Here is a 22,302-nt window from a genome sequence, read left to right on the forward strand (position 1 = left end):
TATGAAACACTGCTTATTTTTAATCCTGCTCGCCATTTTTATACAACGCCCGGCTCATGCACAATTGTCGGAGTACAGGGGAATGAAGGAAAAAGTATATGTGCACACCAGCCATGTGTATTACAAACCCGGCGAAACGATGTTCTTTAAAGTATACGTGGTGAAAGCCAATACGCACCGGCCTTCCGGTGTGAGCGGCGTGGTGCATGTGGATATACTGGCGCCATCCGGCAACGTGGTGCAACAGCTGAAACTGGGTGTAAAAGACGGTTACGCTGAAGGTTCCTATGATTTCACGACCACCGCGCCCGGCGGTGTGTACAGGCTGCGGGCCTATACCGCCTGGATGCAGAATGAAAAAGAAAGCCGCTGGTTCACCAAAGAGATCACCCTGCACCGGGTGGTGGCGCCCCGCGTGCTAATGCAGCTGGAGTTTCCGGGAAAAGGATATGGCCCCGGCAGTGAAGTGACGGCGGACTTTACCATGCGTAACCTGGCCGGCAAACCCATCACACAACATCCCACCAAATATACGGTGATGCTGGACGGAACATCCGCCGGCAGCGGAAACTTCAATACAGACAAAGACGGCAAAGCAAAAATAAAGTTCCGCCTGCCTGAAACGCTGGCGTCCGGTAATGGTTTACTGAATGTGACCGTACAATATGACGCATATACCGAATCCATCTCCCGGAGCATTCCCATTGTGCTGAATAAGATAGACCTGCAGTTTATGCCCGAAGGCGGCACCTTTGTGGAAGGTATTACAGGCGTTGTAGCTTTCAGGGCCGTGAATGAATTTGGCAAAGCAGCGGATGTAAAAGGCGTCATTACAGACTCCGGGGTTAATATGGTGGCGGAGTTCAGCAGTTATCACTTTGGGATGGGGAAATTTTCCTTTACACCGCAGCCCGGCCACCAGTATGTGGCGCACATTACTTCCCCCAAAGGGATCGACCAGCGGTATCCCCTGCCGGTGGCCGCAAAAGAAGGGCTGGCCATGCATTTCAGCCGGGACGCTAAAGGCTTGCTGCTTACTTTACATTCCACCCACAGGCAGCGTGTCCGCATAGCGGGTTTCAGCAAGGATGTCTTACATTTTGAACAAACCGTCGATGTGGATGCGGGCAAAACGGATATGCTGGTGGATACTACCGGTTTCCCCGCGGGCATCGCGCGGTTTACGGCATTGAATGCTGCCGGGCTGCCGCTGGCGGAAAGAGTAGTGTTCCTGCAGATGAACAAAAAACTGCGCGTTACGCTTACGCCGGATAAAACATCTTATCTCCCCCGCGAAAAAGTGACCCTGAAAATAAAGACTGAAAATGCCGGTAAACAGCCCATTCCGGCGAACCTCTCCCTCTCCGTGATAGATGACAAACTCTGGACCTTCGCGGACGATAAACAGGATCATATCCTGTCGTGGCTGCTCATGAGCTCCGAGCTGAGCGGCAAGGTGGAGGAACCGCTTTTTTATTTCAAAGACGATGAGCCCAAAGCCCTGCCCGCCCTTGACCTGGTGATGCTCACGCATGGTTACCGTTATTTTGAATACACCAGGGAAGTGGAAGACAGCGGCCGGCTGCGCTACCTGCCGGAACAGTCGAATGTGCTCAACGGTGTGTTGCAGAACACGCTCAAAGAGCCTGTAGCGGGCGGCGTATATCTCGTGAATGCAAGGAATTCCGGCAGGAACGATAAAGTGGCGTATATGGAAACGGGGAAAGACGGCACATTTTATTTCTCCGGTCTTGAGCCGCAACAAACCTACTTTGTGGTGGCGGGCTCTTTTAAAAAAGGGGAAAAGGTACAGGTGAATATCACCAGCAACGGTATCGGAGCCGTGCCTTTGCGAAAGCCCGTTCCGGAAATAACAGCGATCCCTTCCCGAGCCGATACAATAGGCCCCCTGGAGGCAATTGCGGCAGGCACAGCTGTGGTAGAGCCGCCTTCCCCCTTAAACCGGCTGGACGGCCGTTCGCAAAACCTGGAAGAAGTAGTGGTAGTAGCGATGGGCATGCAGCAATCTAAAAGAACGCTGAGCGGCTGCGTATCGATCGTAACAACCACGGACCTGACCACACAATCCACGGTGACGCAGCAACTGGCGGGCCTTATGCCGGGTGTGCAGGTGGTTCAGCAGGCCAATCCCGGCGCTGGAGATAAAATATTGCTCAGGGGGCAGTCCACGTTCTCCGGCAACAACAGCCCGCTGGTGATCCTGGATGGCGTGCCCGTGTCTATGGACAATATGCGGATGGACCCGAATGAAATCAACAACATCACCGTGATGAAGGACCAGGCCGCGGTAGCAATATATGGCTCCCGTGCGGTGAACGGCGTCATCATTATCGAATCTAAAAGATGGATACAGAAATATATCCGGCTGAACCTATACAAGCCTTCGTATTACACCACGCAGGAAATATGGCAGAACCTCCCGGTGTTTGCCCTGGCCAAAAAATTCTATACGCCGGTGTACACTTCCACGGAAGCTGCCGTGAGAGATGATTTCAGGGAAACTATTTACTGGAACCCGGTGTTGCAAACGGACCGGAATGGCGAGGCCACCGTCAGCTTTTATAACTCCGATGCCACCACTACATTCAGGGCTATTGCCGAAGGCATTGGTTATACCGGTGCGCCGGGCCGTGCGGAGCTGACTTACAACGCAGCGCATGCGCTGGCAATGGACGCGAAAATGCCGCCGGCCTTTACCGTGGGCGATAAGGTACTGATGCCGCTGAACCTGAAAAACAACGGCCCTTCGCCGATGACGCTGCATGCGGTGATAATAGCGCCGGCAACGGTACAGGTGACCGGCACCGGGCAGGCGGCCGTGTTAAGGATAGATGACAAATATGGGCTGAACCAGCAGGAGTTTGATCTTACGCTGGAAGCGGGCGGCAGTAAACAGGTATATATCGGCGTGGAGGCATTAAAGGCCCGTAAAGAAACTATGCTCATCCGGGTATCCGGGAATGATATCACTGAGCAGCTGGAAGTGCCGCTGGAAGCGGTGAATAAGGGCTTTCCCATGCACGAAGTATTTGCAGGCAATAAACCTGCGCGGCATACTTTCACCACTTCCAAAGTAATTCCCGGCAGCCTTCAATACAACCTGCGATTGTTCGCGGGCCTCGAAGACCAGCTGCTGGACGGTATTACGTCCATGCTGCGTGAGCCGCATGGTTGTTTTGAACAAACCTCCGCCACCACCTGGCCGAATGTGCTGATCCTGCGCCTGCTCCGCCAGCGCGGTAAAAATAACCGGGAAGTGGAGGATCAGGCATTGAAATACATCAAGGCGGGTTACGAACGCCTGGTATCCTTTGAAACGAAGGAGAACGGTTTTGAATGGTTTGGCCGCACACCGCCGCATGAAGGCCTCACCGCGATGGGCCTGATGGAGTTCACAGATATGAGGGAATTTACGGAGGTGGATCCCCGGATGATGGAGCGCACGCAAAAATGGCTGCTCAGCCGCCGCGACGGTAAAGGCGGGTTTAAGCGCAGCGAGGGAGGAATGGACCAGTTCTCCGGTATGTCCCGGGCGGTAGCTAATTGTTATATCGTGTACGCGCTCACACAGGCCGGTATAGGAGCCGGGATTGAAAAGGAATACCAGTACGCCCTTGCGCAGGCCCTTGAGAACAAAGACGGGTATTTAATTGGCCTGATGGCCATTGCGGCGGACAACATGAAACGGGAGGCAGACTTCCACCAATTGCTGGCCCTGCTGAACGAGGGAAAACTTACCGCAAAAACCTCCGTTGTCAGTTCCCGTTATGCCTCGCTTGAGGTGGAAGTTACCGCGCTGCATATCCTTGCGCTGGCCCGCGAAAAAGCCCCGCGGCTTGACAAAATGGCTATCCTGCTGGGAAAGGTCATCAAAAATAAATCTCATTACGGCTACGGCTCTACGCAAGGCACCGTATTGGCTTTGCAGGCCATGGCAGCATACTCCGCGAGATCCGGGGAGGTTGCGGCCAATGTACACACTTCCTTTATGCTGAACGGGAAAACCATACAACCCGGCGTGATAAAACCGGAACAGGCGACCGAAACGCCGCAGGCTTTTGATGTGAGTTACAGCAACGGCAAAGAGGGGGTGTATTATTCCATGGAAGTGGCTTATAACACCTTCACTCCTCCTGACAGCCCTAAAGCGGAACTGGAGCTGGAAACGCGTTTGCAGCAAAACGTGGTGAAAATGGGTGAAACGGTCAGGCTGAATATTTCCCTGGCGAACAAACGCCCGGCACTGCAACCAATGGCCGTGGCCAAGATCGGTATACCTGCCGGCCTGTCCATACAGCCATGGCAGCTGAAACAATTATCGGAGGAAAAGAAAATAGCCTATTACGAGCTTTTTGACAATTACCTGGTGATCTACTGGATGGGCTTTGCGCCGGGTGAAACCAAAACTCTCGAGCTGGATCTGAAGGCGGACATACCCGGGCAGTACCGTGGTAAAGCCGCCACGGCTTATCTCTACTATATGCCCGAACATAAACACTGGAATGAAGGGCTGGAAGTACGGGTAGATGTACCGTAAAACGCTGTGACATTTTTTTACCAGGTAGATAATAAGGGGCTGGAATATTTCAGCCCTTTTCTTTTACGGGCCAAGGTCTCTATTTCGTCGATTTCAGTTTCCTCACCACCCAGGGCAAGGTAAGCCCCTGTCCTACTATTGTGAACAATACGGCGACGGTGGCAATAAAGATGATCTCGCTCCTCATCGGGAAGGGCTCTCCCGTTTTGATGTTTTTGGGAAGACCGATCGCGATTGCCAGCGATACGATACCCCGCATGCCGGACCAGCTGATGATCATACATTCCTCGAAGGTCAGCAGCGCGGCTTCGGATATCTTTCCTTTTTTGGCGGAGAACGCTCGTTGCAGGTTGATCTTTTGCAGGAATACCCTTGCCATACGGAGGAGCAATGCCGCGATCGTGATCAGGAAAGCGTAGAGGACATAATTCCATACCTGGCTTTTGTCGATCGCTTTTATCACGATGGGAAATTCCAGCCCGATCAGGATGAAGATAAGACCATTGAGGATGAAGATGATCATATCCCAGATGGTTTTGGACTCGTAACGGATATGTTCGGGGAAACGCTGGCTGCTCAGCCTGGAGATGCTAAGGCCCAGTATTACCACCGCTATTACGCCGGATACATGTAATTCCTCCGCCAGCAGGTAGGTCACAAATGGCGCCAGTACCATAAAACTCAGCACTGCCAGGTTGTTGTTCCTCACCGCGCGTAATATAAATGCCAGTACCTTGCCCATTATCAGCCCTACCAAAGCGCCGCCGGCCAGCAGCGCGAGAAATATCAGCGAGGCTTTCCACAGTACAAACGCAGTGCCTGTGACGGCAGCTATCGCAAAGCGGTAAGCTACCAGCGCGGAAGCGTCATTCACGAGGCTTTCCCCTTCGATGATGGTAACGGTGTTGTGCGAGAGCCCCAGCCCTTTTGTGATACTGATGGCGGCAACGGCATCCGTAGCCGAAAGAATGGCGCCCAGCACAAAGGCAAGCGGCCAGGTCATGCCCGGTATAAAATAATACGCGAATACCGCGATGCCGCAAGCCGTTACAAACACAAGGCCGATGGCCAGGGTAGAGATGGTGTTGATGTTTGTTTTGAATGTCTTGAAGTTGATATTAAACGCCGCATCGTACAGCAAGGGAGGAAGAAAGATCAGCAGGATGATCTCGGGATTCAGTTCAATAAGCGGTAACCCGGGCACGAACCCGATCGCGATACCGGCAACGATCAGCAGGATGGGCGCGGCCATTTTTATCCTGTCCGCTACTACGGAAAGGCCGATCATCATTGCAAGGATAAATAATACGATACTGTAATTATTCATATCGCCGCGTTTTAATGAAAAAACCCGCCAAACTTTTGTCTGGCGGGCTTATGTTCTTTTGTGACCTTGTCAGGATTCAAACCTGAAACCTTCTGATCCGTAGTCAGATGCTCTATTCAGTTGAGCTACAAAGCCATTGTTTTGAACGGGTAGCAAAAGTATGAATATTTTTTAAAAAACAATGAACCTGCTGAAAATTATTTTCATCATCCGCTGTAATACATCGTCATGAACTATCCCATCTTGATCACCCTGTCCGAGATCACGGGCGTGGTGGCGTATCCTTTCCAGTCTTCCAGTTCCGCGGCGCTCAGCTGCGTCATGTGTTCGGACTGCCGGCCTTTGATGTGCATCGTGCCTTTGCTGTCCAGGCTTACGAGGGCATACAGCGCGTCTTTCGGCTGATTGAAGGAATAACCGTCTTTCAGGTGATTGAACTGGTAAGACATGCTGTTGATCTGCACGTAATGGATATTGTTGTACGTGTTCATATAGTCTTCGTGGTGATGCCCGCTGAATACGGCGCGTACTTTTTGCCAGCCGGCTTTTTTGTTGGCGTTTTCGAACAGCAGGCGGAGATAAATACCCTCTTTTACGCCGTCCGAATCATTGTCGATGCCCTGGTGGCAGAAGATCAATACGGGATTGCCGGTGGTGTCTATTTCTTTTTCCAGCCAGTCGCATTGCGCGCGCAGTACGGAACGCGGATAACCTTTGCTGTTGTCGCCCGGCGGCCTTTCATTGCCGTTCAGCACAATGCAGCGGTAGCCGTTGACGTCAAACGAATAATACTTTCCTTTGGCATTCCAGAATTCGATCACCTGCTCGTGGGTGAACCCGCCATCGTTGTCATGATTGCCGATCACGTGGTATTTCGGGCCTTCAAAGCGGTTCCAGGTATCCATCAGCGGGCGGTTTACGGGTTTGGGAAAACAAAAATCACCCATCTGGATGATGAAGTCCGGCTTTTGGCGGTTCATTTCATCGATGAATGATTCCAGGCGCTGCGCGCCGTCTTTGATCAGATCGTGATGAAGGTCTGCCATGATGCCGAATCTCAGTACCTGCCGGGGTTTTTCCGCTGCTTCCGCCGCCGCGGGAATACTATTGATGCTAAGGCCCGCACCGCCTAAAAGAACGGCCATTTGCCGGATAAATCTTCTGCGCATGGTTGTTTTGAATTTGAAGGTCAAATTAGGGAATATTGTTTATATATTCTAAACAAAAGATAGAGTTAACTAAACAGTAATATGAGTGGAAAAGGCGGATACCGGCATAAAAGAGCCGTTTTGTTGCCGGGGGCGGATATAAAACAAAAAACCCGGCAAACGATTCGTATGCCGGGTTGCTCATTCGTAGAAGACTTGCTTTGTGACTCTGTCAGGATTCAAACCTGAAACCTTCTGATCCGTAGTCAGATGCTCTATTCAGTTGAGCTACAGAGCCGTTGTTCTTATGTTGAACGGGATGCAAATGTATGGAGAATTTTTATTTCCGCAAACCTTTCACTGCTTTTTTTCTGCATCCGCATTTTTCCATTTACTTTTGAAGTAACATTTAAAACGCTGAAACCCGTGAAAATACAGCTCTGGAGCATCGGAAAAGAGAATGATGCGTATATCAACGAAGGCATAAAAATATTTCAGAAAAGATTACAGCATTATACTGATTTTGATATAAAACTGATCCCTACCGTGAAGCAGGCGGCCAGTCTTTCCATACCCGAGCTGAAGAAGGCGGAAGGTAAGCTGATCCTGGATTTGCTGCAGCCGGCGGATTATCTCCTGGCGCTGGATGAAAGAGGCAAAAGCATGACCACCCTGCAGCTCTCAGACTTCCTGCAGCAGCGCGAAAACGCAGGCACCCGCCAGCTGATCGTGCTCATCGGCGGAGCCTTCGGGATAGACCCCGCTGTGCTGCAGCGGGCGCAGACCACCCTGTCCCTTTCCGCGCTTACTTTTCCGCACCAGATCGTGCGCCTGATCGTTACTGAGCAACTTTACCGGGCCTATACCGTGCTCAACAACAAAAAATATCACCACCAATGATTATTTTTACAACTTAACAGAAGAATTTTATGACCCTTACTATAGCGATTATTATTGTCACCTGCCTGGTATCCATCACCTCCTTCAATAAACCCGATCAAATAGACAAGCTGAGTTTCTGGCCTTACAGGGTGTCTCACAACAACCAGTATTACCGGTATATCACTTCCGGGTTCGTACATGCGGACTGGAACCACCTGTTCTTCAACATGCTGACGCTGTATTTTTTCGGCAGTGTGGCGGAAAGTAATATGCAGATGTTCCTGGGCGGCAAGGTGTATTACGTCATATTATACGTGCTCGGCCTGGTGCTGCCGGACGTTTCCACTTATTTCAAATACAAGGACATTTACGGCTACCGTTCTATCGGGGCCAGTGGCGCGGTGTCCGCCATATTGTTCTCTTCCATATTTTTTGAACCCTGGAACACGATCCTGGTCTTTTTTATTCCCATCTGGGCGATCGTATACGGCGGGTTGTTCCTCGGGTATTCCGTGTATATGTCCAAACGCGGCGGGGATGGCATCAACCATGACGCGCACTTCTGGGGCGCCGTGCTGGGGCTTGTTTTCCCGATCGTGATGCGGCCGGAGCTCGCCAAACTGTTCCTGGAGCAGTTGCTCAGGCCTTTTAACTAAACTTTTTCCGTCATCGTAATGCGCAGTACCTGCCGTGTTTTTTCCGTTACACGGAAGCGGTTGTCTATCCGCATGCCCGCCACCCACACGATCTTTTTGCCGGATTCCAATACCCATACCTTTTCTTTCTGCGGCAGGGACAGTTTCTGATCAATAAAAAAGCGGCTGAGTTTCTTTTTGCGGATCATGCCGAGCGGGTAAAAATAATCGCCCTGTTTCCATTTCCGCAGCATCAGCGGGTATTGCAGCGTAGCCGCGTCTATGCAGGCCGTTGCGGGATCGGCGCTGATGGCATGTTCATTGTTCTCCGTCTGCCTGAAGCGGAATTCAGCGCCGGGTAATTGCAGCAGTTCCTGTTCTTTTTCTATGATAAAATAGCTGGCTTCTTCCGTATTCAGCGGGGTGATGATGAACCACTTCCGGTCGCGCACAATCCGGTGTGTGGCGGTGGTGATGTATTTGCCGGGCTCCGCGTCCAGCAGGCCGGTCACCTGCAATGCCTGCGCGGGGCTGCAATGGAAGGGTTTCAGCAGTTCGTATGCGATGGTGGCCAGTGGCGTTGCCTGGCTGAAGCGGATCAGCGGGATAAAGAACTCCTGCCCTTTCTGTATGAGCAGTTTCTTTTTATATACATCCAGCGCCTGTTGATAGAGCTCTTCCGCTTCGCGGAAACGTTGGATGGAAGCGCCTGTCTGCCTTACCACATCGGGAAAAATTTCCTGAAGCGGCGGAAGGACGTTGTGACGGAAAAAATTTCGTGTATACTTGTCAGTTGTATTGGAGCTGTCTTCTACAAACGTAAGCCCTTCCACGGCCGCGTACGCCGCGACATCTTCCCGCGTGGCGAACAGCAAAGGCCTTGCAATATGGCCCTGCAACGGCAGGATGCCATGCAGGCCGGCCATGCCGGTACCTTTGGAGAGGTTCATCCAGAGTGTTTCCACATTGTCCTGCATATGATGCGCGGTGACGATAACAGCCAGTCTCCGCGCGGTCCTTTGTTCTTCCAGCCAGGCATACCGCAGTTCACGGGCGGCTACCTGGGTGGAGAGTTTGTGTTCAGCAGCGTATGCGGCGGTATCAAAGGATGTGACATGCACGGGGATATTATATTTTTCACCGAGCGAACGCACAAAAGTTTCGTCGCGGTCGCTCTCCGCTCCTCTCAGTTTAAAATTACAATGCGCTATTTCAAGCCTCCAGCCCGCTTTTACGAGCAAATCGCAAAGCACGCTGGAATCCAGCCCGCCGCTGACGGCCAGCAGCAGCCCGTCTCCTTCGTTAAAAATCCTTTCCTGCCTGATAAATTCCTGTAATTGTTGGATCATCTTATTGTATTGTATTTACAGGTCTTCGCGCGCGGCCTGCAATTCGTTGTATGCATGCATCTCTTTTACTTCGCGGGCCACGTCCATTCCCTTTTCATAGGCGGCAATGGCGGCATCCTGGTCTCCCAGCCTTTCCAGCAGTTTGCCCAGGTGATAATAGGAACCTACGTATGCAGGATCGTTGGCCAGCAGCGTTTCAAATACCTCGCGGGCGCTTTGGTCGTCGTTGATCTTGATATATTCCAGCGCCAGCGCGTGCCGCAGGAAACTATCCGCGGGGCTGTCCGCCAGGTATGCCTTCAATTGGGTAATTCTGTCCATTTTGCAAAGATGCTATTTTTAAAAGCCATCGCGCGTTACTGATTGCCGGAACCCTAAATCCCATATATTTGTAAACACTGTATTTTTTAATAAAAAACCAGTATACGGATATGAAGATATTAGTATGTATCAGTAAAACGCCCGACACCACTGCAAAAATAGCTTTCACAGACAACAACACGAAATTCAGTGAAGCGGGTGTACAGTTCATCATTAACCCATACGACGAATGGTATGCGCTGGTGAGAGCCCTGGAGCTGAAAGAGACGTTGAATGCAACCGTGCACCTGATCACCGTGGGCGGGGCTGATACCGAGCCGGTGATCCGCAAGGCGCTGGCGCTGGGCGGCGATGAAGCTTTCAGGGTGGATGCGGATAGCCATGACAGTTATTTTATCGCATCACAGATCGCGGCGCATGCAAAACAGGAGAATTACGACATCATTTTTACCGGTAAAGAGACCATTGATTATAACGGATCGTCCATAGGCGGCATGGTGGCCGAACTGGTGGGCATTCCCTTTGTGTCCATCGCGTCAAAGCTGGATGTGAACGGCACTACCGCCACGCTCGTACGCGAGATCGAAGGCGGCGAGGAAACCGTTGAAGTAAACCTTCCCGTGGCGGTATCCGCCCAGAAAGGCATGGCCGAAGCCCGCATTCCGAATATGCGTGGCATCATGGCGGCCCGTACCAAACCATTGAAAGTAATAACACCCGCGGCTACGGACACGCTCACCAGCGTGGTATCTTTCGAGCTGCCGCCCGCAAAGGCAGGCGTGAAGCTGATTTCGCCGGACAACGTGGAGGAGCTGGTAAAGCTGCTGCATGAAGAAGCCAAAGTGATCTAACTCTTTCATTCCTTAAATCCGAACTAATGTCTGTTTTAATATTTGCTGATCAATTCCAGGGAACTATCAAAAAATCTGCGCTGGAGGCCGTTCAATACGGTTCCAAAGTAGCGGAGCAGCTGGGTACGCAGGCTACCGCCGTGGTACTTGGCGAAGTAAGCGCCGACGAACTGGCTTCCCTGGGCCGTTATGGCGCAGCCAAGGTGCTGCATGTGGCCGATGCCCGTCTGAATGAGCTGGAAACCGGCGCAGCCGTTAAGATCGTTGCCGAAGCGGCGGCGAAGGAAAACGCGGATGTGATCGTGTTTTCACACAACTTCTCCGGTAAAGCCATTGCGCCGCAGCTCTCCGCCCGCCTCAAGGCAGGCCTGGTAGCGGGCGCCATCTCCCTGCCTGATACTTCAGCGGGTTTCGTGGTGAAAAAGAACGTATTCTCTGGCAAGGCATTTGCCAATGTGAATATCACTTCCGCTAAAAAGATCGTGTCTGTACTGCCCAATACATTTAACGTGGAAGAAGGCAGTGGAACCGCTACAGTAGAGGATTTTGCGCCTGCTCTCAGTGATGCGGACTTTAAAGTGAAAGTGGTAAAGGTGGAAACCGTAAGCGGCGAAGTGCCCCTTACCGAAGCGGAAATTGTAGTAAGCGGCGGCCGTGGCCTGAAAGGCCCGGAACACTGGGGTATCCTGGAAGACCTGGCGCATGCGTTGGGCGCGGCTACAGCCTGTAGCCGTCCTGTGGCGGATGCACACTGGCGCCCGCATCATGAGCACGTTGGGCAGACGGGTTTTACCGTAAGGCCGAACCTCTATATCGCCATCGGTATTTCAGGAGCTATCCAGCACCTGGCCGGCGTGAACGGCAGTAAGGTGATCGTGGTGATCAACAAGGATGCGGAAGCGCCCTTCTTTAAGGCGGCGGACTACGGGATCGTGGGAGATGCCTTTGAAGTGGTGCCAAAGCTGACCGAAGCTGTAAAGAAATATAAAGGGAAATAATTATAATGGGTTGGCTGCCGGGGGATAACGGCCGGAGTTTTGTGGTAATAAACTACCGGACAGCGTTAATCTTCGGCAGCCAACGCTTTTTAGATATCGAATATTTTTCTAACTTCACGTCTTACACAGTATAAACGTGAGCGCTTACGCGTTAATGACAGTATGAGAAAAATAGAATTGGAAATAGTTGCTTTGTCGCATAGCATTACACAAACCCATTCGTATGCCGTGGTGTTGGGCGAGGTGAACGGATTAAGGCGTCTGCCGATCGTGATTGGCGGGTTTGAAGCGCAGGCCATAGCAGTGGCGCTGGAAAAAATGCAGCCCAGCAGGCCGTTGACCCACGATCTCATGAAGAATTTCATGAATGCATTCAATGTTGAGTTACACGAAGTAATTATCAGTAATTTACAGGAGGGCATTTTTTATTCCAAGCTCATTTGTTCCAATAACGACGATACGATCGAGATAGACTCCCGTACATCCGATGCTTTGGCGCTGGCGGTACGGTTTGGCTGCCCTATTTACACGTACGAGAATATCCTTAACAGTGCGGGCATCCTGCTGGATGACCCGGCCGGTAAAAAGACGACCAAAGCCTCTGGCACCCCTAGTATTTCAGAGCATGAGAAGGGCGCCGAAGACGATCTCAAGGCCCTCAACCTGGAGGAGCTGAACACACTTTTGCAGGAAGTGCTGGAGCAGGAAGATTATATCCGTGCCATCGCCATCCGTGACGAGATCAACAGCCGTAAAAGTAAATAGTACATAGTGATCCTTTTCCCCAACTGTAAAATCAATCTTGGTTTACATATCCTGCACAAGCGGGAAGACGGTTTTCATGACCTGGAAACGGTATTTTACCCCCTGCCCCTGCAGGATGCGCTGGAAGTGATCACGGCGGAGGAAAGCATTTTTTCGCACAGCGGCATCGAAATTCCCGGAGACGTTACCGACAATCTTTGTAACAAGGCTTATTCCCTGCTGAAGGCGGACTATCCTCAACTGCCGCCGGTACATATTCACCTGCATAAAAATATTCCCATCGGCGCAGGCCTGGGCGGTGGCTCGGCTGACGGTGCCTACGCGCTTAAGTTACTGAATATCAAATACAACCTGGACATACCCGAAGAAAAGCTGGAGGCTTATGCCGCCCGGCTCGGCAGTGATTGCCCCTTTTTCATACGGAACCAGTCTTGTTTTGCCACGGGCCGGGGGGAGATCCTGGAGCCCTGGACAGTGGATCTGTCTGGTTATTCTTTCCTGCTGGTGCATCCGGGTATTCACGTGAATACGGGCTGGGCTTTCGGGCAGCTGACACCTGGACTACCGGAAACGGGTCTGAAGGAGGTGAACTGGAAAGATGTAAGCAGCTGGAAGGGTGCTTTGACCAATGATTTTGAAGGGCCGGTGTTCAGGGAATACCCGGCTATCAGGAATATAAAAGAGAAAATGTACCGTGCGGGGGCAATTTACGCCACGATGAGCGGCAGCGGTTCGGCTGTGGTCGGGATATTCCCGAAAGAACAATGGCCGGAGGCGGTATGGGAGCCGCATTACAGGGTGTTTCAACTTTAGAAGCCGGAGAAAAGCCTGACATTTTTACTTAAAAGAACGATCAGAATGGCAGCGGGTGGGGTTAACTATGCTTTTGATATGCTTTTGGTATGCTCTTGATATGCTTTTGATATGCTTCAGCTATACTGAGCCCGCAACCTTCTCGCGGCAATGTGGCCCCATTGATTTTGTGTTAAAATTGCCAAATACCTCCGTCCCCCTGGTATCGCCATCCAGGTTATTTTGTGTCAGCGATGCTAAATATTGATTGCCAATGGATAGTGAGATATAAACGTTTAGGGTACAGGGCATAAAAAAACCGGTCGCTATTGGCGACCGGTTTACTTATTTAGAGAGAATAAGTGCTTATTTTACAGAAGCGATCAGGCTTTTGAAAGTTTCAGGTTCGTTCATTGCCAGGTCAGCCAGTACTTTTCTGTTCAGGCCGATGTGTTTTTCTGACAATTTATGAATGAACTGGGAGTAAGTCATTCCCTCAGCGCGGGCCGCAGCGTTAATACGGGCGATCCACAGTGTGCGGTATTCTCTTTTCTTCAGTTTGCGACCTACATAGCTATAGGTAAGCCCTTTCTCCAGAACGTTCTTCGCTACGGTATACACGTTTTTACGTTTACCATAGAAGCCTTTGGCTTGTTTTAAGATCTTTTTCCTTCTGGCTCTGGACGCAACTGCGTTTACTGAACGAGGCATGTTATGCTTTTTAAAACTTGTTTAATAAATTAATTCAATTAGCGAAGTACGAGCATACGCTTCACCAGGTTCAGATTGGCTTCAGCCACCAGGCTACTTCCTCTCAGAGAACGTTTTCTTTTGTTGGACTTTTTAGTCAACAAGTGACTTTTATAAGCCTTCGGGCGTTTGATAGCGCCGCTGCCGGTCACCGTAAACGTCTTCTTCGCACGGCTATGAGTCTTTACTTTAGGCATCTTACTACGAATTTGGTCTGCAAAGGTAGGTAATTATTTTATAAATAACATATTCTATCAAAAAAAATTGAAACCTCTCCCGAAACCCTAAAAAAAAGTTAACAAATTTTCCACGGGATTAAAGGATTGACATTCAAATCTCTCATACAATATAAACACCATATAAGTGTTTTTTTACCCGTGCAAGAGAAATTCATATTTTTGAATTGTCTATATTATCATTAATTTTAATTTCAGATTAGTTTAAATTTGTCCGTACCACCTATTGAAAAGACCGAATACCGAATAACCGAAGCCTATGAAAACGATCCTTTACACCTATGTATCTGTGCGCGCCAACATGCGCATCTTATTGTCACAAACAATTTCCAGTAAAACGGTTCCTCCGGCCATCCGAAGGAAATAACCGCCGCTTGCAGCCTATCACCTGCAACGGATCCTTATTTCACTTAATTGTTTGCTACAATGAGAAGAATTTTACTCCTTATACTGTTATTGTTTACCGGCCTTACGGGATTTGCCCAGAATGGAACGCGGATAACTTCTGACCGGTACACGCCTTTCCTGACAGCTCCCCAAAGGGTTTGTGATGAAGCTTATGCTTCTATGCACGCATGGATACAGGATATAGATGACGATGACCATGACAAATATGCCGTGGACAGTGTTCGGTGGACAGTCGATATGCCGGTTAGCCCCGATTTTGTTTACAGCCGGCCAAGAGGCGCAAGCCCATTGGTACGGTGGATCGCCAATAACAGCGAATCCATTACATTTAATGTAACAGAAATCGGCACCTACCGGGTCACTGCCCGGATTTATATCAGGGTTCGTGTCAGCGGAAACTGGGAAAACCGGTGGACGGAGGTTACCAAAACGTTTGTTTCAGAGGATTGTTCCATGGATGCGTGTGAAGGTACCTTTACCCCGTCTACCAATTTCAAGGAAACTTTCGGCAACTTCACAAATGGTGGTGCAGCAAGAGCCCTGCCCGCGCCAGCTACCATCGATTATATCTTTGATGGTAACGGCGAATTGACAGACAACCATTATGCTATTCACTATAGCGCGAGATTAGGCGGTAAAGACGAATGGGGCGATATATTTGACCATACCAACGACGGATTTGGCGGCATGCTCATCGCCAACTCTTCAGAGCAGCCCAGGTCCTTCTATAAAAGAGAAGTAAACAACCTCTGCCCAGGTGCTAAATATAATTTTTCCGCCTGGTTCATCAACCTTAACTCTCTTGGCGTATTAAATAACGTCTGCGAAAACTGGAATGGCCAGTATCAATACGCGGGTGTTACTTTTATTGTAAAAAATAAAGCCAACGGCGACATCATCGGCCAGTTCAATACCAACGACGTGTCCATGGACCTCTCTATCAATAACGGGGGGAACCAGCGAATGACCGGATGGCAAAAATTCGGAGGCACAGTAACTTTAGGCCCCGGTGAGACCAACGTAATTGTGGAGATCAGGAATAACAATCCCGGCGGTTGCGGTAACGACATTGCGGTGGATGATATCGAGTTTGTATTCTGTGCTCCCAAGATCTATTCCTATATCGATGGTTTGGGTGTGGAAGAAGACCAGGTGTGCCCCGGCGCTGAACTGAACCTGACATCCGTTATTCAGCCCGCCAACTACTTTACCAACCCGGTTTACCGCTGGGAATACAGCAAGAACGGCGCGCCTTACGTGACCATCACAGAGCCCGGTTATACCGGCGTAAATACACCGGTGTTGCATATTGGCCCAGGTGTATTACAGGAACGGGATGTGATCAGGTACCAGCTGATGGTCGTGGAATCGGGTAACGATGCAACAACGTGTTACACTCCATCCAACCGGGTTATCATTTCCGTGGCGGAGCTCCCAAATATCAATGCTACCAGGGACTCCCTGTGTAGAGGCGAGTCCACAATTCTAACGGCGACCCCCCTGGAGTCTCCGGGCGTCGTCGGTTATGAAACCTTCACGTGGACGGGACCGGACATACAACCCTGGCCCGGGCCCGGCCTGCAGCCAAAGAACCAGATCCTTATCAGGCCTTCCGTTACGAGCCAGTATAACGTAACGGGTAGTATACAATATGGTGCGTATGTAAACGGACAGCCCCGCATATGTACCAAAAAAGACAGTATCGTCATTACCGTGGACCAACCACCTGTGGTGGCATTGGGCCCGGATCAGCTGCTTTGCGTGAACACGCCGGTAACGCTGGATGCGGGAGCGTCCAATGCCGCTTTTGCCATTACCTGGCAGCCGGGCAACCAGCATACGCAGGCCATTAATATAACCGCTCCTTCCTCCGCCACTACGCATGAATACAGCGTAAGCGTGAAAAATGGCCAGTGTACGGTGAGGGATACCGTGAGGATCACCGGCGCGCTGGTAACACCCGCAGGTATAGACGGGAACACCAACTATTGCTCGGATGTGGTGCTCACCAATATCACCCTGAAACCTACCACTGCCATCGATCCTTCGTCTGTGCCCGCGCAGATTGTAACATGGTCTTTTGTAGGCCCGAACCACGGCGCCACTTTGGTGACAACCAACCCGACAGGCGCGCCGAACAACCGTTCGCTGCGCACCATGCCGTTCAACATCCCGGTAACCGTAAGGTTGAGCATCCAGGTGAGCGGCACCAGCTGTATCAGCACGGCTGAAAAGACATTTATCGTTGAAACTTCCACCAATGCCGCCGCAAGAGACCTGGCGCAGTGTACCAACGTATTTACGCTGGATGCTGACCCGGTAAAAGATACGAGCATGACCGGCACATGGACGGTGATTTCAGGGGACGTAACTATCGCTCCCGCCGATATCCATAACCCGAACGCCGTAGCTACCGTGAACAACGGTCCTCAAACCGCCATGCTCCGCTGGACGGTAGTGAAAAACAGGCCGGGATCGACCTGTCCGCCCAGTTTTGCGGAGATCTCGCTGGATTATGCCGAGCCTCCCACCATTACGGTAGCTCCGAACATCGCAGAGTGCAGGGACGGCTCCGGCCAGTTTGACCTGCCATGGACCTCCACCAATGATCCTGAACAATATGACCTGGAAGCAGTAGGCGCCAACCCGATGCCGGGCTTCGTTGATATCATCGACGAGCCGCTGTATGCAACAGACGGTACCCTGAGCATCCCCTACCCTGCAGGCGTTGCGCCCGGCGTGTACACTTTCCGCATCCGTGCTGAAAAGATGACCGTAACGGGTGATATATGTTTTACCGAATCACTGTTTACGGTAACGATCAATACACCTTCCACCGCGCCCACCATCAGCCTGCCCACACCTAATATATGTGTTGGTTCATCGGCCACGCTTACGCTCCAGGGCGGATCGCTCGGCTCAAACAGCGTGTGGGTATGGTACAGAGGAAACTGTACGACCGGTACCGAAATAGCAAGAGGCGTCACTTCCATCACCGTAAACCCCACCACTACCACTACTTACTCTGTGAGAGCGGAAGGGCCGATGGTGTGCAGCAATTCAACCTGCGTGTCTGCCACGGTGACCGTTTACCAGATGCCCGCCGCTGCCAATGCCGGCCCCGACCAGGAACATTGCGACAACGCAACCTTTAATATGAATGCCGATGCGCCAAGCATCGCCGGTGCGCAAGGCACCTGGACCGTAGTGCCCGCGGGCATTGCGATCAGCGACATCCATAACAGGAACGCGGTTGTAACTGTGCCCGCCGGTAACTCAGCCACCTTAACATGGACCATCACCAACGGCCCCTGTACTTCCACACCGGATGTAGTAGTGCTGACCAACAGGAGCAATATCGGCAACAACGTGATCCAGCGGGACCAGGTGATTTGCCCGAACGGGCAGCCCAACCAGCTGACCGGCGTAGGTGTGCCCAACGGCGGCAGCGGTACTTATACCTATGAGTGGGAATACAGCACCACCAGTGCCACTACAGGTTTTGCACCGGTTCCTTCCGCAACCGGCAGCATCTTCCAGCCCCCTGTATTGACGCAGACAACCTGGTACCGCAGGATCGTAAGATCCGGCACCCAGTGCGCGAACACCAGCAATGTTATACAGATCACCGTTTCCACCGCTCCGCCGGTGGTAGTGACCACACCTGCCCCGGTAAGCACAGCATGTGTTTCCGGCGCGGATTATACCACCCAGTTTGGCACGCCGACCTTCAGCCACCCGCTGGGCCTGGCACTGTCCATCACCCACAGGGATTCCACCGCTGCGCAGACATGCGGCATTACGATCACCCGCATCTGGACAGCTACCGATCCTTGCGGCAGAACGGCTACGACGCAGCAGACGATCACGGTAACGGACGTTACCGCACCGGTGTTTGCCACAGCGGCTCCCGCGGACGTTACGGTGGAATGTAGCAGTATACCTTCCTTTGACGATATTGCGGTAACTGATGAATGCAGTGCCGTAGATTATGATAAAGACGAGCAGATTTCTGCCCCCGCTCCTGGCGCCTGTGCAAATGATTATACAATTGTACGCACCTGGACGGCCAGAGATGCTTGTGGAAATGAAACGGTTTTAACACAGACCATCACCGTTCGCGATACACGCCCGCCGGTATTTACTACCCCTGCTCCGGCGAACATCACGGTAGAATGTGATGAGATCCCGGTTATGGATGTTCTGACTGCTACCGACAACTGTAATGGTGCAGTGACCATCACGACCCGTCAGGATACTGTTCGTGCTGCTGGTGCTTGCCTCAATAACTACCAACTCCGCCGTGTGTGGATTGCTACCGATGTATGTGGCAACGAAGACTCGGTGATACAGATTATTACCGTAAACGACGTTACGCCGCCAGTATTCACGACTCCGGCTCCGGCGAACATCACGGTAGAATGTGATGAGATCCCGGTTATGGATGTTCTGACTGCTACCGACAACTGTAATGGTGCGGTGACCATCACGACCCGCCAGGATACCATTCGTGCTACCGCTGCCTGCCTCAATAATTACCAGCTCCGCAGGGTATGGATCGCCACCGATGTATGTGGCAACGAAGACTCGGTGATACAGATTATCACTGTAAACGATGTTACACCACCGGTATTCACTACCCCGGCTCCTGCTGCGATCACGGTAGAATGTGACGAGATCCCGGTTATGGATGTCCTGACTGCTACCGATAACTGTAATGGTGCGGTGACCATCACGACCCGCCAGGATACCATTCGTGCTGTAAATGCTTGCCTGAATAACTACCAACTCCGCCGTGTATGGATTGCGACCGATGTATGTGGCAACGAAGACTCGGTGATACAGATTATCACTGTAAACGACGTTACACCGCCGGTATTCACGACTCCTGCTCCGGCTGCTATCACCGTAGAATGTGATGCCATCCCAACCCAGGATGTCCTGACTGCTACCGACAACTGTAATGGGGCGGTGACCATCACGACCCGCCAGGATACCATTCGTGCTGTAAATGCTTGCCTGAATAACTACCAGCTCCGCAGAGTATGGATCGCCACCGATGTATGTGGCAACGAAGACTCGGTGATACAGATTATCACTGTAAACGACGTTACGCCACCGGTATTCACCACCCCGGCTCCGGCGAACATCACGGTAGAATGTGATGAGATCCCGGTTATGGATGTTCTGACTGCTACCGACAACTGTAATGGTGCTGTGACCATCACGACCCGCCAGGATACCATTCGTGCTGTAAATGCTTGCCTGAATAACTACCAACTCCGCCGTGTATGGATTGCGACCGATGTATGTGGCAACGAAGATTCGGTGATACAGATTATCACTGTAAACGACGTTACACCGCCGGTATTCACTACCCCTGCCCCGGCTGATATCACCGTAGAATGTGATGAGATCCCGGTTATGGATGTTCTGACTGCTACCGACAACTGTAATGGTGCGGTGACCATCATGACCCGCCAGGATACCATTCGTGCTACCGCTGCCTGCCTCAATAATTACCAACTCCGCCGTGTATGGATTGCGACCGATGTATGTGGCAACGAAGACTCGGTGATACAGATTATCACTGTAAACGACGTTACGCCACCGGTATTCACGACCCCGGCTCCGGCTGCTATCACCGTAGAATGTGATGCCATCCCGGTTATGGATGTTCTGACTGCTACCGATAACTGTAATGGGGCGGTGACCATCACGACCCGCCAGGATACTATTCGTGCTGCTGGTGCTTGCCTGAATAACTACCAGCTCCGCAGGGTATGGATTGCGACCGATGTATGTGGTAACGAAGACTCGGTGATACAGATTATTACCGTAAACGACGTTACTCCGCCAGTATTCACGACTCCTGCTCCGGCTGCTATCACCGTAGAATGTGATGCCATCCCAACCCAGGATGTCCTGACTGCTACCGACAACTGTAATGGGGCGGTGACCATCACGACCAGACAGGATACGATCCGCACTACTGCTGCATGTTTGAATAACTACCAGCTCCGCAGGGTATGGATTGCTACGGATGTATGTGGTAACGAAGATTCGGTGATACAGATTATCACTGTAAACGACGTTACGCCACCGGTATTCACGACCCCGGCTCCGGCTGCTATCACCGTAGAATGTGACGAGATCCCGGTTATGGATGTTCTGACTGCCACCGATAACTGTAATGGGGCGGTGACCATCACTACCAGACAGGATACGGTTCGTGCTACTGGTGCATGTCTGAATAACTACCAGCTCCGCCGTGTGTGGATTGCTACCGATGTATGTGGTAACCGCGATTCGGTGATACAGATTATCACTGTAAACGACGTTACGCCGCCAGTATTCACCACCCCGGCTCCGGCTGCAATCACGGTAGAATGTGATGAGATCCCGGTTATGGATGTTCTGACTGCTACCGACAACTGTAATGGAGCAGTGACGATCACGACCCGTCAGGATACCATTCGCGCTGCCGCTGCCTGCCTCAATAATTACCAACTCCGCAGAGTATGGATCGCCACCGATGTATGTGGCAACGAAGACTCGGTGATACAGATTATCACTGTAAACGACGTTACACCACCAGTATTCACCACCCCGGTTCCTGCTACTATCACCGTAGAATGTGATGAGATCCCGGTTATGGATGTTCTGATTGCCACCGATAACTGTAATGGGGCGGTGACCATCACTACCAGACAGGATACGGTTCGTGCTACTGGTGCATGTCTGAATAACTACCAGCTCCGCCGTGTGTGGATTGCTACCGATGTATGTGGTAACGAAGACTCGGTGATACAGATTATCACTGTAAACGACGTTACGCCGCCAGTATTCACCACCCCGGCTCCTGCTGCGATCACGGTAGAATGTGACGAGATCCCGGTTATGGATGTTCTGACTGCTACCGATAACTGTAATGGGGCGGTGACCATCACGACCCGCCAGGACACCGTTCGTGCTACTGCTGCCTGCCTCAATAATTACCAGCTCCGCCGTGTATGGATTGCGACCGATGTATGTGGTAACGAAGACTCGGTGATACAGATTATTACCGTAAACGACGTTACTCCGCCAGTATTCACGACTCCTGCTCCGGCTGCTATCACGGTAGAATGTGATGAGATCCCGGTTATGGATGTCCTGACTGCTACCGACAACTGTAATGGTGCTGTGACCATCACGACCCGCCAGGATACCATTCGTGCTGTAAATGCTTGCCTGAATAACTACCAACTCCGCCGTGTATGGATTGCGACCGATGTATGTG

14 protein-coding genes and 2 tRNA genes are annotated in these 22,302 nt (G+C 51.4%); 8 read left to right on the forward strand and 8 right to left on the reverse strand.

Features of this window, described 5'->3' with window-relative positions:
* The first annotated feature begins 1 nt into the window (after position 1).
* Complete coding sequence (locus tag EG028_RS18995) at positions 2-4,558, forward strand: TonB-dependent receptor plug domain-containing protein (protein WP_162946368.1); 4,557 nt, start codon at positions 2-4, stop codon at positions 4,556-4,558.
* A 79-nt stretch (positions 4,559-4,637) separates the two neighbouring features.
* Here EG028_RS18995 and EG028_RS19000 read toward each other — a convergent pair whose 3' ends face one another.
* The 4 genes from EG028_RS19000 to EG028_RS19015 form a co-directional block, all read right to left on the reverse strand.
* Positions 4,638-5,885, reverse strand: coding sequence for a Na+/H+ antiporter (locus tag EG028_RS19000; RefSeq protein WP_120515910.1), 1,248 nt, complete (start codon positions 5,883-5,885; stop codon positions 4,638-4,640).
* 61 nt (positions 5,886-5,946) lie between these two features.
* Positions 5,947-6,020 (reverse strand) — tRNA-Arg (locus tag EG028_RS19005).
* A 98-nt stretch (positions 6,021-6,118) separates the two neighbouring features.
* Entirely contained in the window at positions 6,119-7,054 is a 936-nt protein-coding gene (locus EG028_RS19010) for a metallophosphoesterase family protein (protein ID WP_123864718.1), read from the reverse strand.
* A gap of 203 nt (positions 7,055-7,257) precedes the next feature.
* Positions 7,258-7,331, reverse strand: a tRNA-Arg gene (locus EG028_RS19015).
* A 128-nt stretch (positions 7,332-7,459) separates the two neighbouring features.
* Between EG028_RS19015 and EG028_RS19020 the strand changes: the two genes are divergently transcribed.
* Both EG028_RS19020 and EG028_RS19025 read left to right on the forward strand, forming a co-directional pair.
* Complete coding sequence (locus EG028_RS19020) at positions 7,460-7,933, forward strand: 23S rRNA (pseudouridine(1915)-N(3))-methyltransferase RlmH (RefSeq protein WP_120516027.1); 474 nt, start codon at positions 7,460-7,462, stop codon at positions 7,931-7,933.
* Between the two features lie 29 nt (positions 7,934-7,962).
* Entirely contained in the window at positions 7,963-8,571 is a 609-nt protein-coding gene (locus tag EG028_RS19025; protein ID WP_120515912.1) for a rhomboid family intramembrane serine protease, read from the forward strand.
* Here the strand turns inward: EG028_RS19025 and tilS are convergent.
* Positions 8,568-9,899, reverse strand: coding sequence for a tRNA lysidine(34) synthetase TilS (tilS, locus tag EG028_RS19030; RefSeq protein ID WP_120515913.1), 1,332 nt, complete (start codon positions 9,897-9,899; stop codon positions 8,568-8,570). The genes EG028_RS19025 and tilS overlap by 4 nt on opposite strands.
* Before the next feature lie 15 nt (positions 9,900-9,914).
* Complete coding sequence (locus EG028_RS19035; RefSeq protein WP_120515914.1) at positions 9,915-10,220, reverse strand: tetratricopeptide repeat protein; 306 nt, start codon at positions 10,218-10,220, stop codon at positions 9,915-9,917.
* Between the two features lie 110 nt (positions 10,221-10,330).
* On the opposite strand from EG028_RS19035, the gene EG028_RS19040 reads away from it, so the two are divergent.
* The 4 genes from EG028_RS19040 (at position 10,331) to ispE (ending at position 13,647) form a co-directional block, all read left to right on the forward strand.
* A complete protein-coding gene (locus EG028_RS19040) occupies positions 10,331-11,071 on the forward strand; it encodes an electron transfer flavoprotein subunit beta/FixA family protein (protein WP_120515915.1) in 741 nt (246 codons plus the stop codon).
* A gap of 26 nt (positions 11,072-11,097) precedes the next feature.
* Positions 11,098-12,069 (forward strand): electron transfer flavoprotein subunit alpha/FixB family protein, encoded by a 972-nt coding sequence (locus EG028_RS19045; protein ID WP_120515916.1) that lies wholly within the window; start codon positions 11,098-11,100, stop codon positions 12,067-12,069.
* A 162-nt stretch (positions 12,070-12,231) separates the two neighbouring features.
* A complete protein-coding gene (locus EG028_RS19050) occupies positions 12,232-12,834 on the forward strand; it encodes a bifunctional nuclease family protein (protein WP_120515917.1) in 603 nt (200 codons plus the stop codon).
* A 6-nt stretch (positions 12,835-12,840) separates the two neighbouring features.
* Complete coding sequence (gene ispE, locus EG028_RS19055) at positions 12,841-13,647, forward strand: 4-(cytidine 5'-diphospho)-2-C-methyl-D-erythritol kinase (protein WP_120515918.1); 807 nt, start codon at positions 12,841-12,843, stop codon at positions 13,645-13,647.
* A 345-nt stretch (positions 13,648-13,992) separates the two neighbouring features.
* Here ispE and rplT read toward each other — a convergent pair whose 3' ends face one another.
* Positions 13,993-14,337, reverse strand: coding sequence for a 50S ribosomal protein L20 (rplT, locus tag EG028_RS19060; protein ID WP_120515919.1), 345 nt, complete (start codon positions 14,335-14,337; stop codon positions 13,993-13,995).
* Between the two features lie 38 nt (positions 14,338-14,375).
* The gene (gene rpmI, locus EG028_RS19065; RefSeq protein WP_120515920.1) at positions 14,376-14,573 is read right to left on the reverse strand and encodes a 50S ribosomal protein L35; all 198 of its coding nucleotides are present in this window, start codon (positions 14,571-14,573) and stop codon (positions 14,376-14,378) included.
* Positions 14,574-15,038: 465 nt separating this feature from the next.
* Here rpmI and EG028_RS19070 point away from each other — a divergent pair.
* On the forward strand, positions 15,039-22,302 hold a 7,264-nt coding region (locus EG028_RS19070; RefSeq protein WP_123864719.1), incomplete at its 3' end, for an Ig-like domain-containing protein.

This window comes from Chitinophaga barathri (assembly GCF_003807585.1).
Lineage (GTDB): Bacteria > Bacteroidota > Bacteroidia > Chitinophagales > Chitinophagaceae > Chitinophaga > Chitinophaga barathri.

Bases quoted from the DNA above. Each gene is read 5' to 3' on its own strand.
- EG028_RS18995 (WP_162946368.1), top strand. From the start codon at position 2: ATGAAACACTGCTTATTTTTAATCCTGCTCGCCATTTTTATACAACGC.
- EG028_RS19000 (WP_120515910.1), bottom strand. From the start codon at position 5,885: ATGAATAATTACAGTATCGTATTATTTATCCTTGCAATGATGATCGGC.
- EG028_RS19010 (WP_123864718.1), bottom strand. From the start codon at position 7,054: ATGCGCAGAAGATTTATCCGGCAAATGGCCGTTCTTTTAGGCGGTGCG.
- EG028_RS19025 (WP_120515912.1), top strand. From the start codon at position 7,963: ATGACCCTTACTATAGCGATTATTATTGTCACCTGCCTGGTATCCATC.
- tilS (WP_120515913.1), bottom strand. From the start codon at position 9,899: ATGATCCAACAATTACAGGAATTTATCAGGCAGGAAAGGATTTTTAAC.
- EG028_RS19035 (WP_120515914.1), bottom strand. From the start codon at position 10,220: ATGGACAGAATTACCCAATTGAAGGCATACCTGGCGGACAGCCCCGCG.
- EG028_RS19040 (WP_120515915.1), top strand. From the start codon at position 10,331: ATGAAGATATTAGTATGTATCAGTAAAACGCCCGACACCACTGCAAAA.
- EG028_RS19045 (WP_120515916.1), top strand. From the start codon at position 11,098: ATGTCTGTTTTAATATTTGCTGATCAATTCCAGGGAACTATCAAAAAA.
- EG028_RS19050 (WP_120515917.1), top strand. From the start codon at position 12,232: ATGAGAAAAATAGAATTGGAAATAGTTGCTTTGTCGCATAGCATTACA.
- rplT (WP_120515919.1), bottom strand. From the start codon at position 14,337: ATGCCTCGTTCAGTAAACGCAGTTGCGTCCAGAGCCAGAAGGAAAAAG.
- rpmI (WP_120515920.1), bottom strand. From the start codon at position 14,573: ATGCCTAAAGTAAAGACTCATAGCCGTGCGAAGAAGACGTTTACGGTG.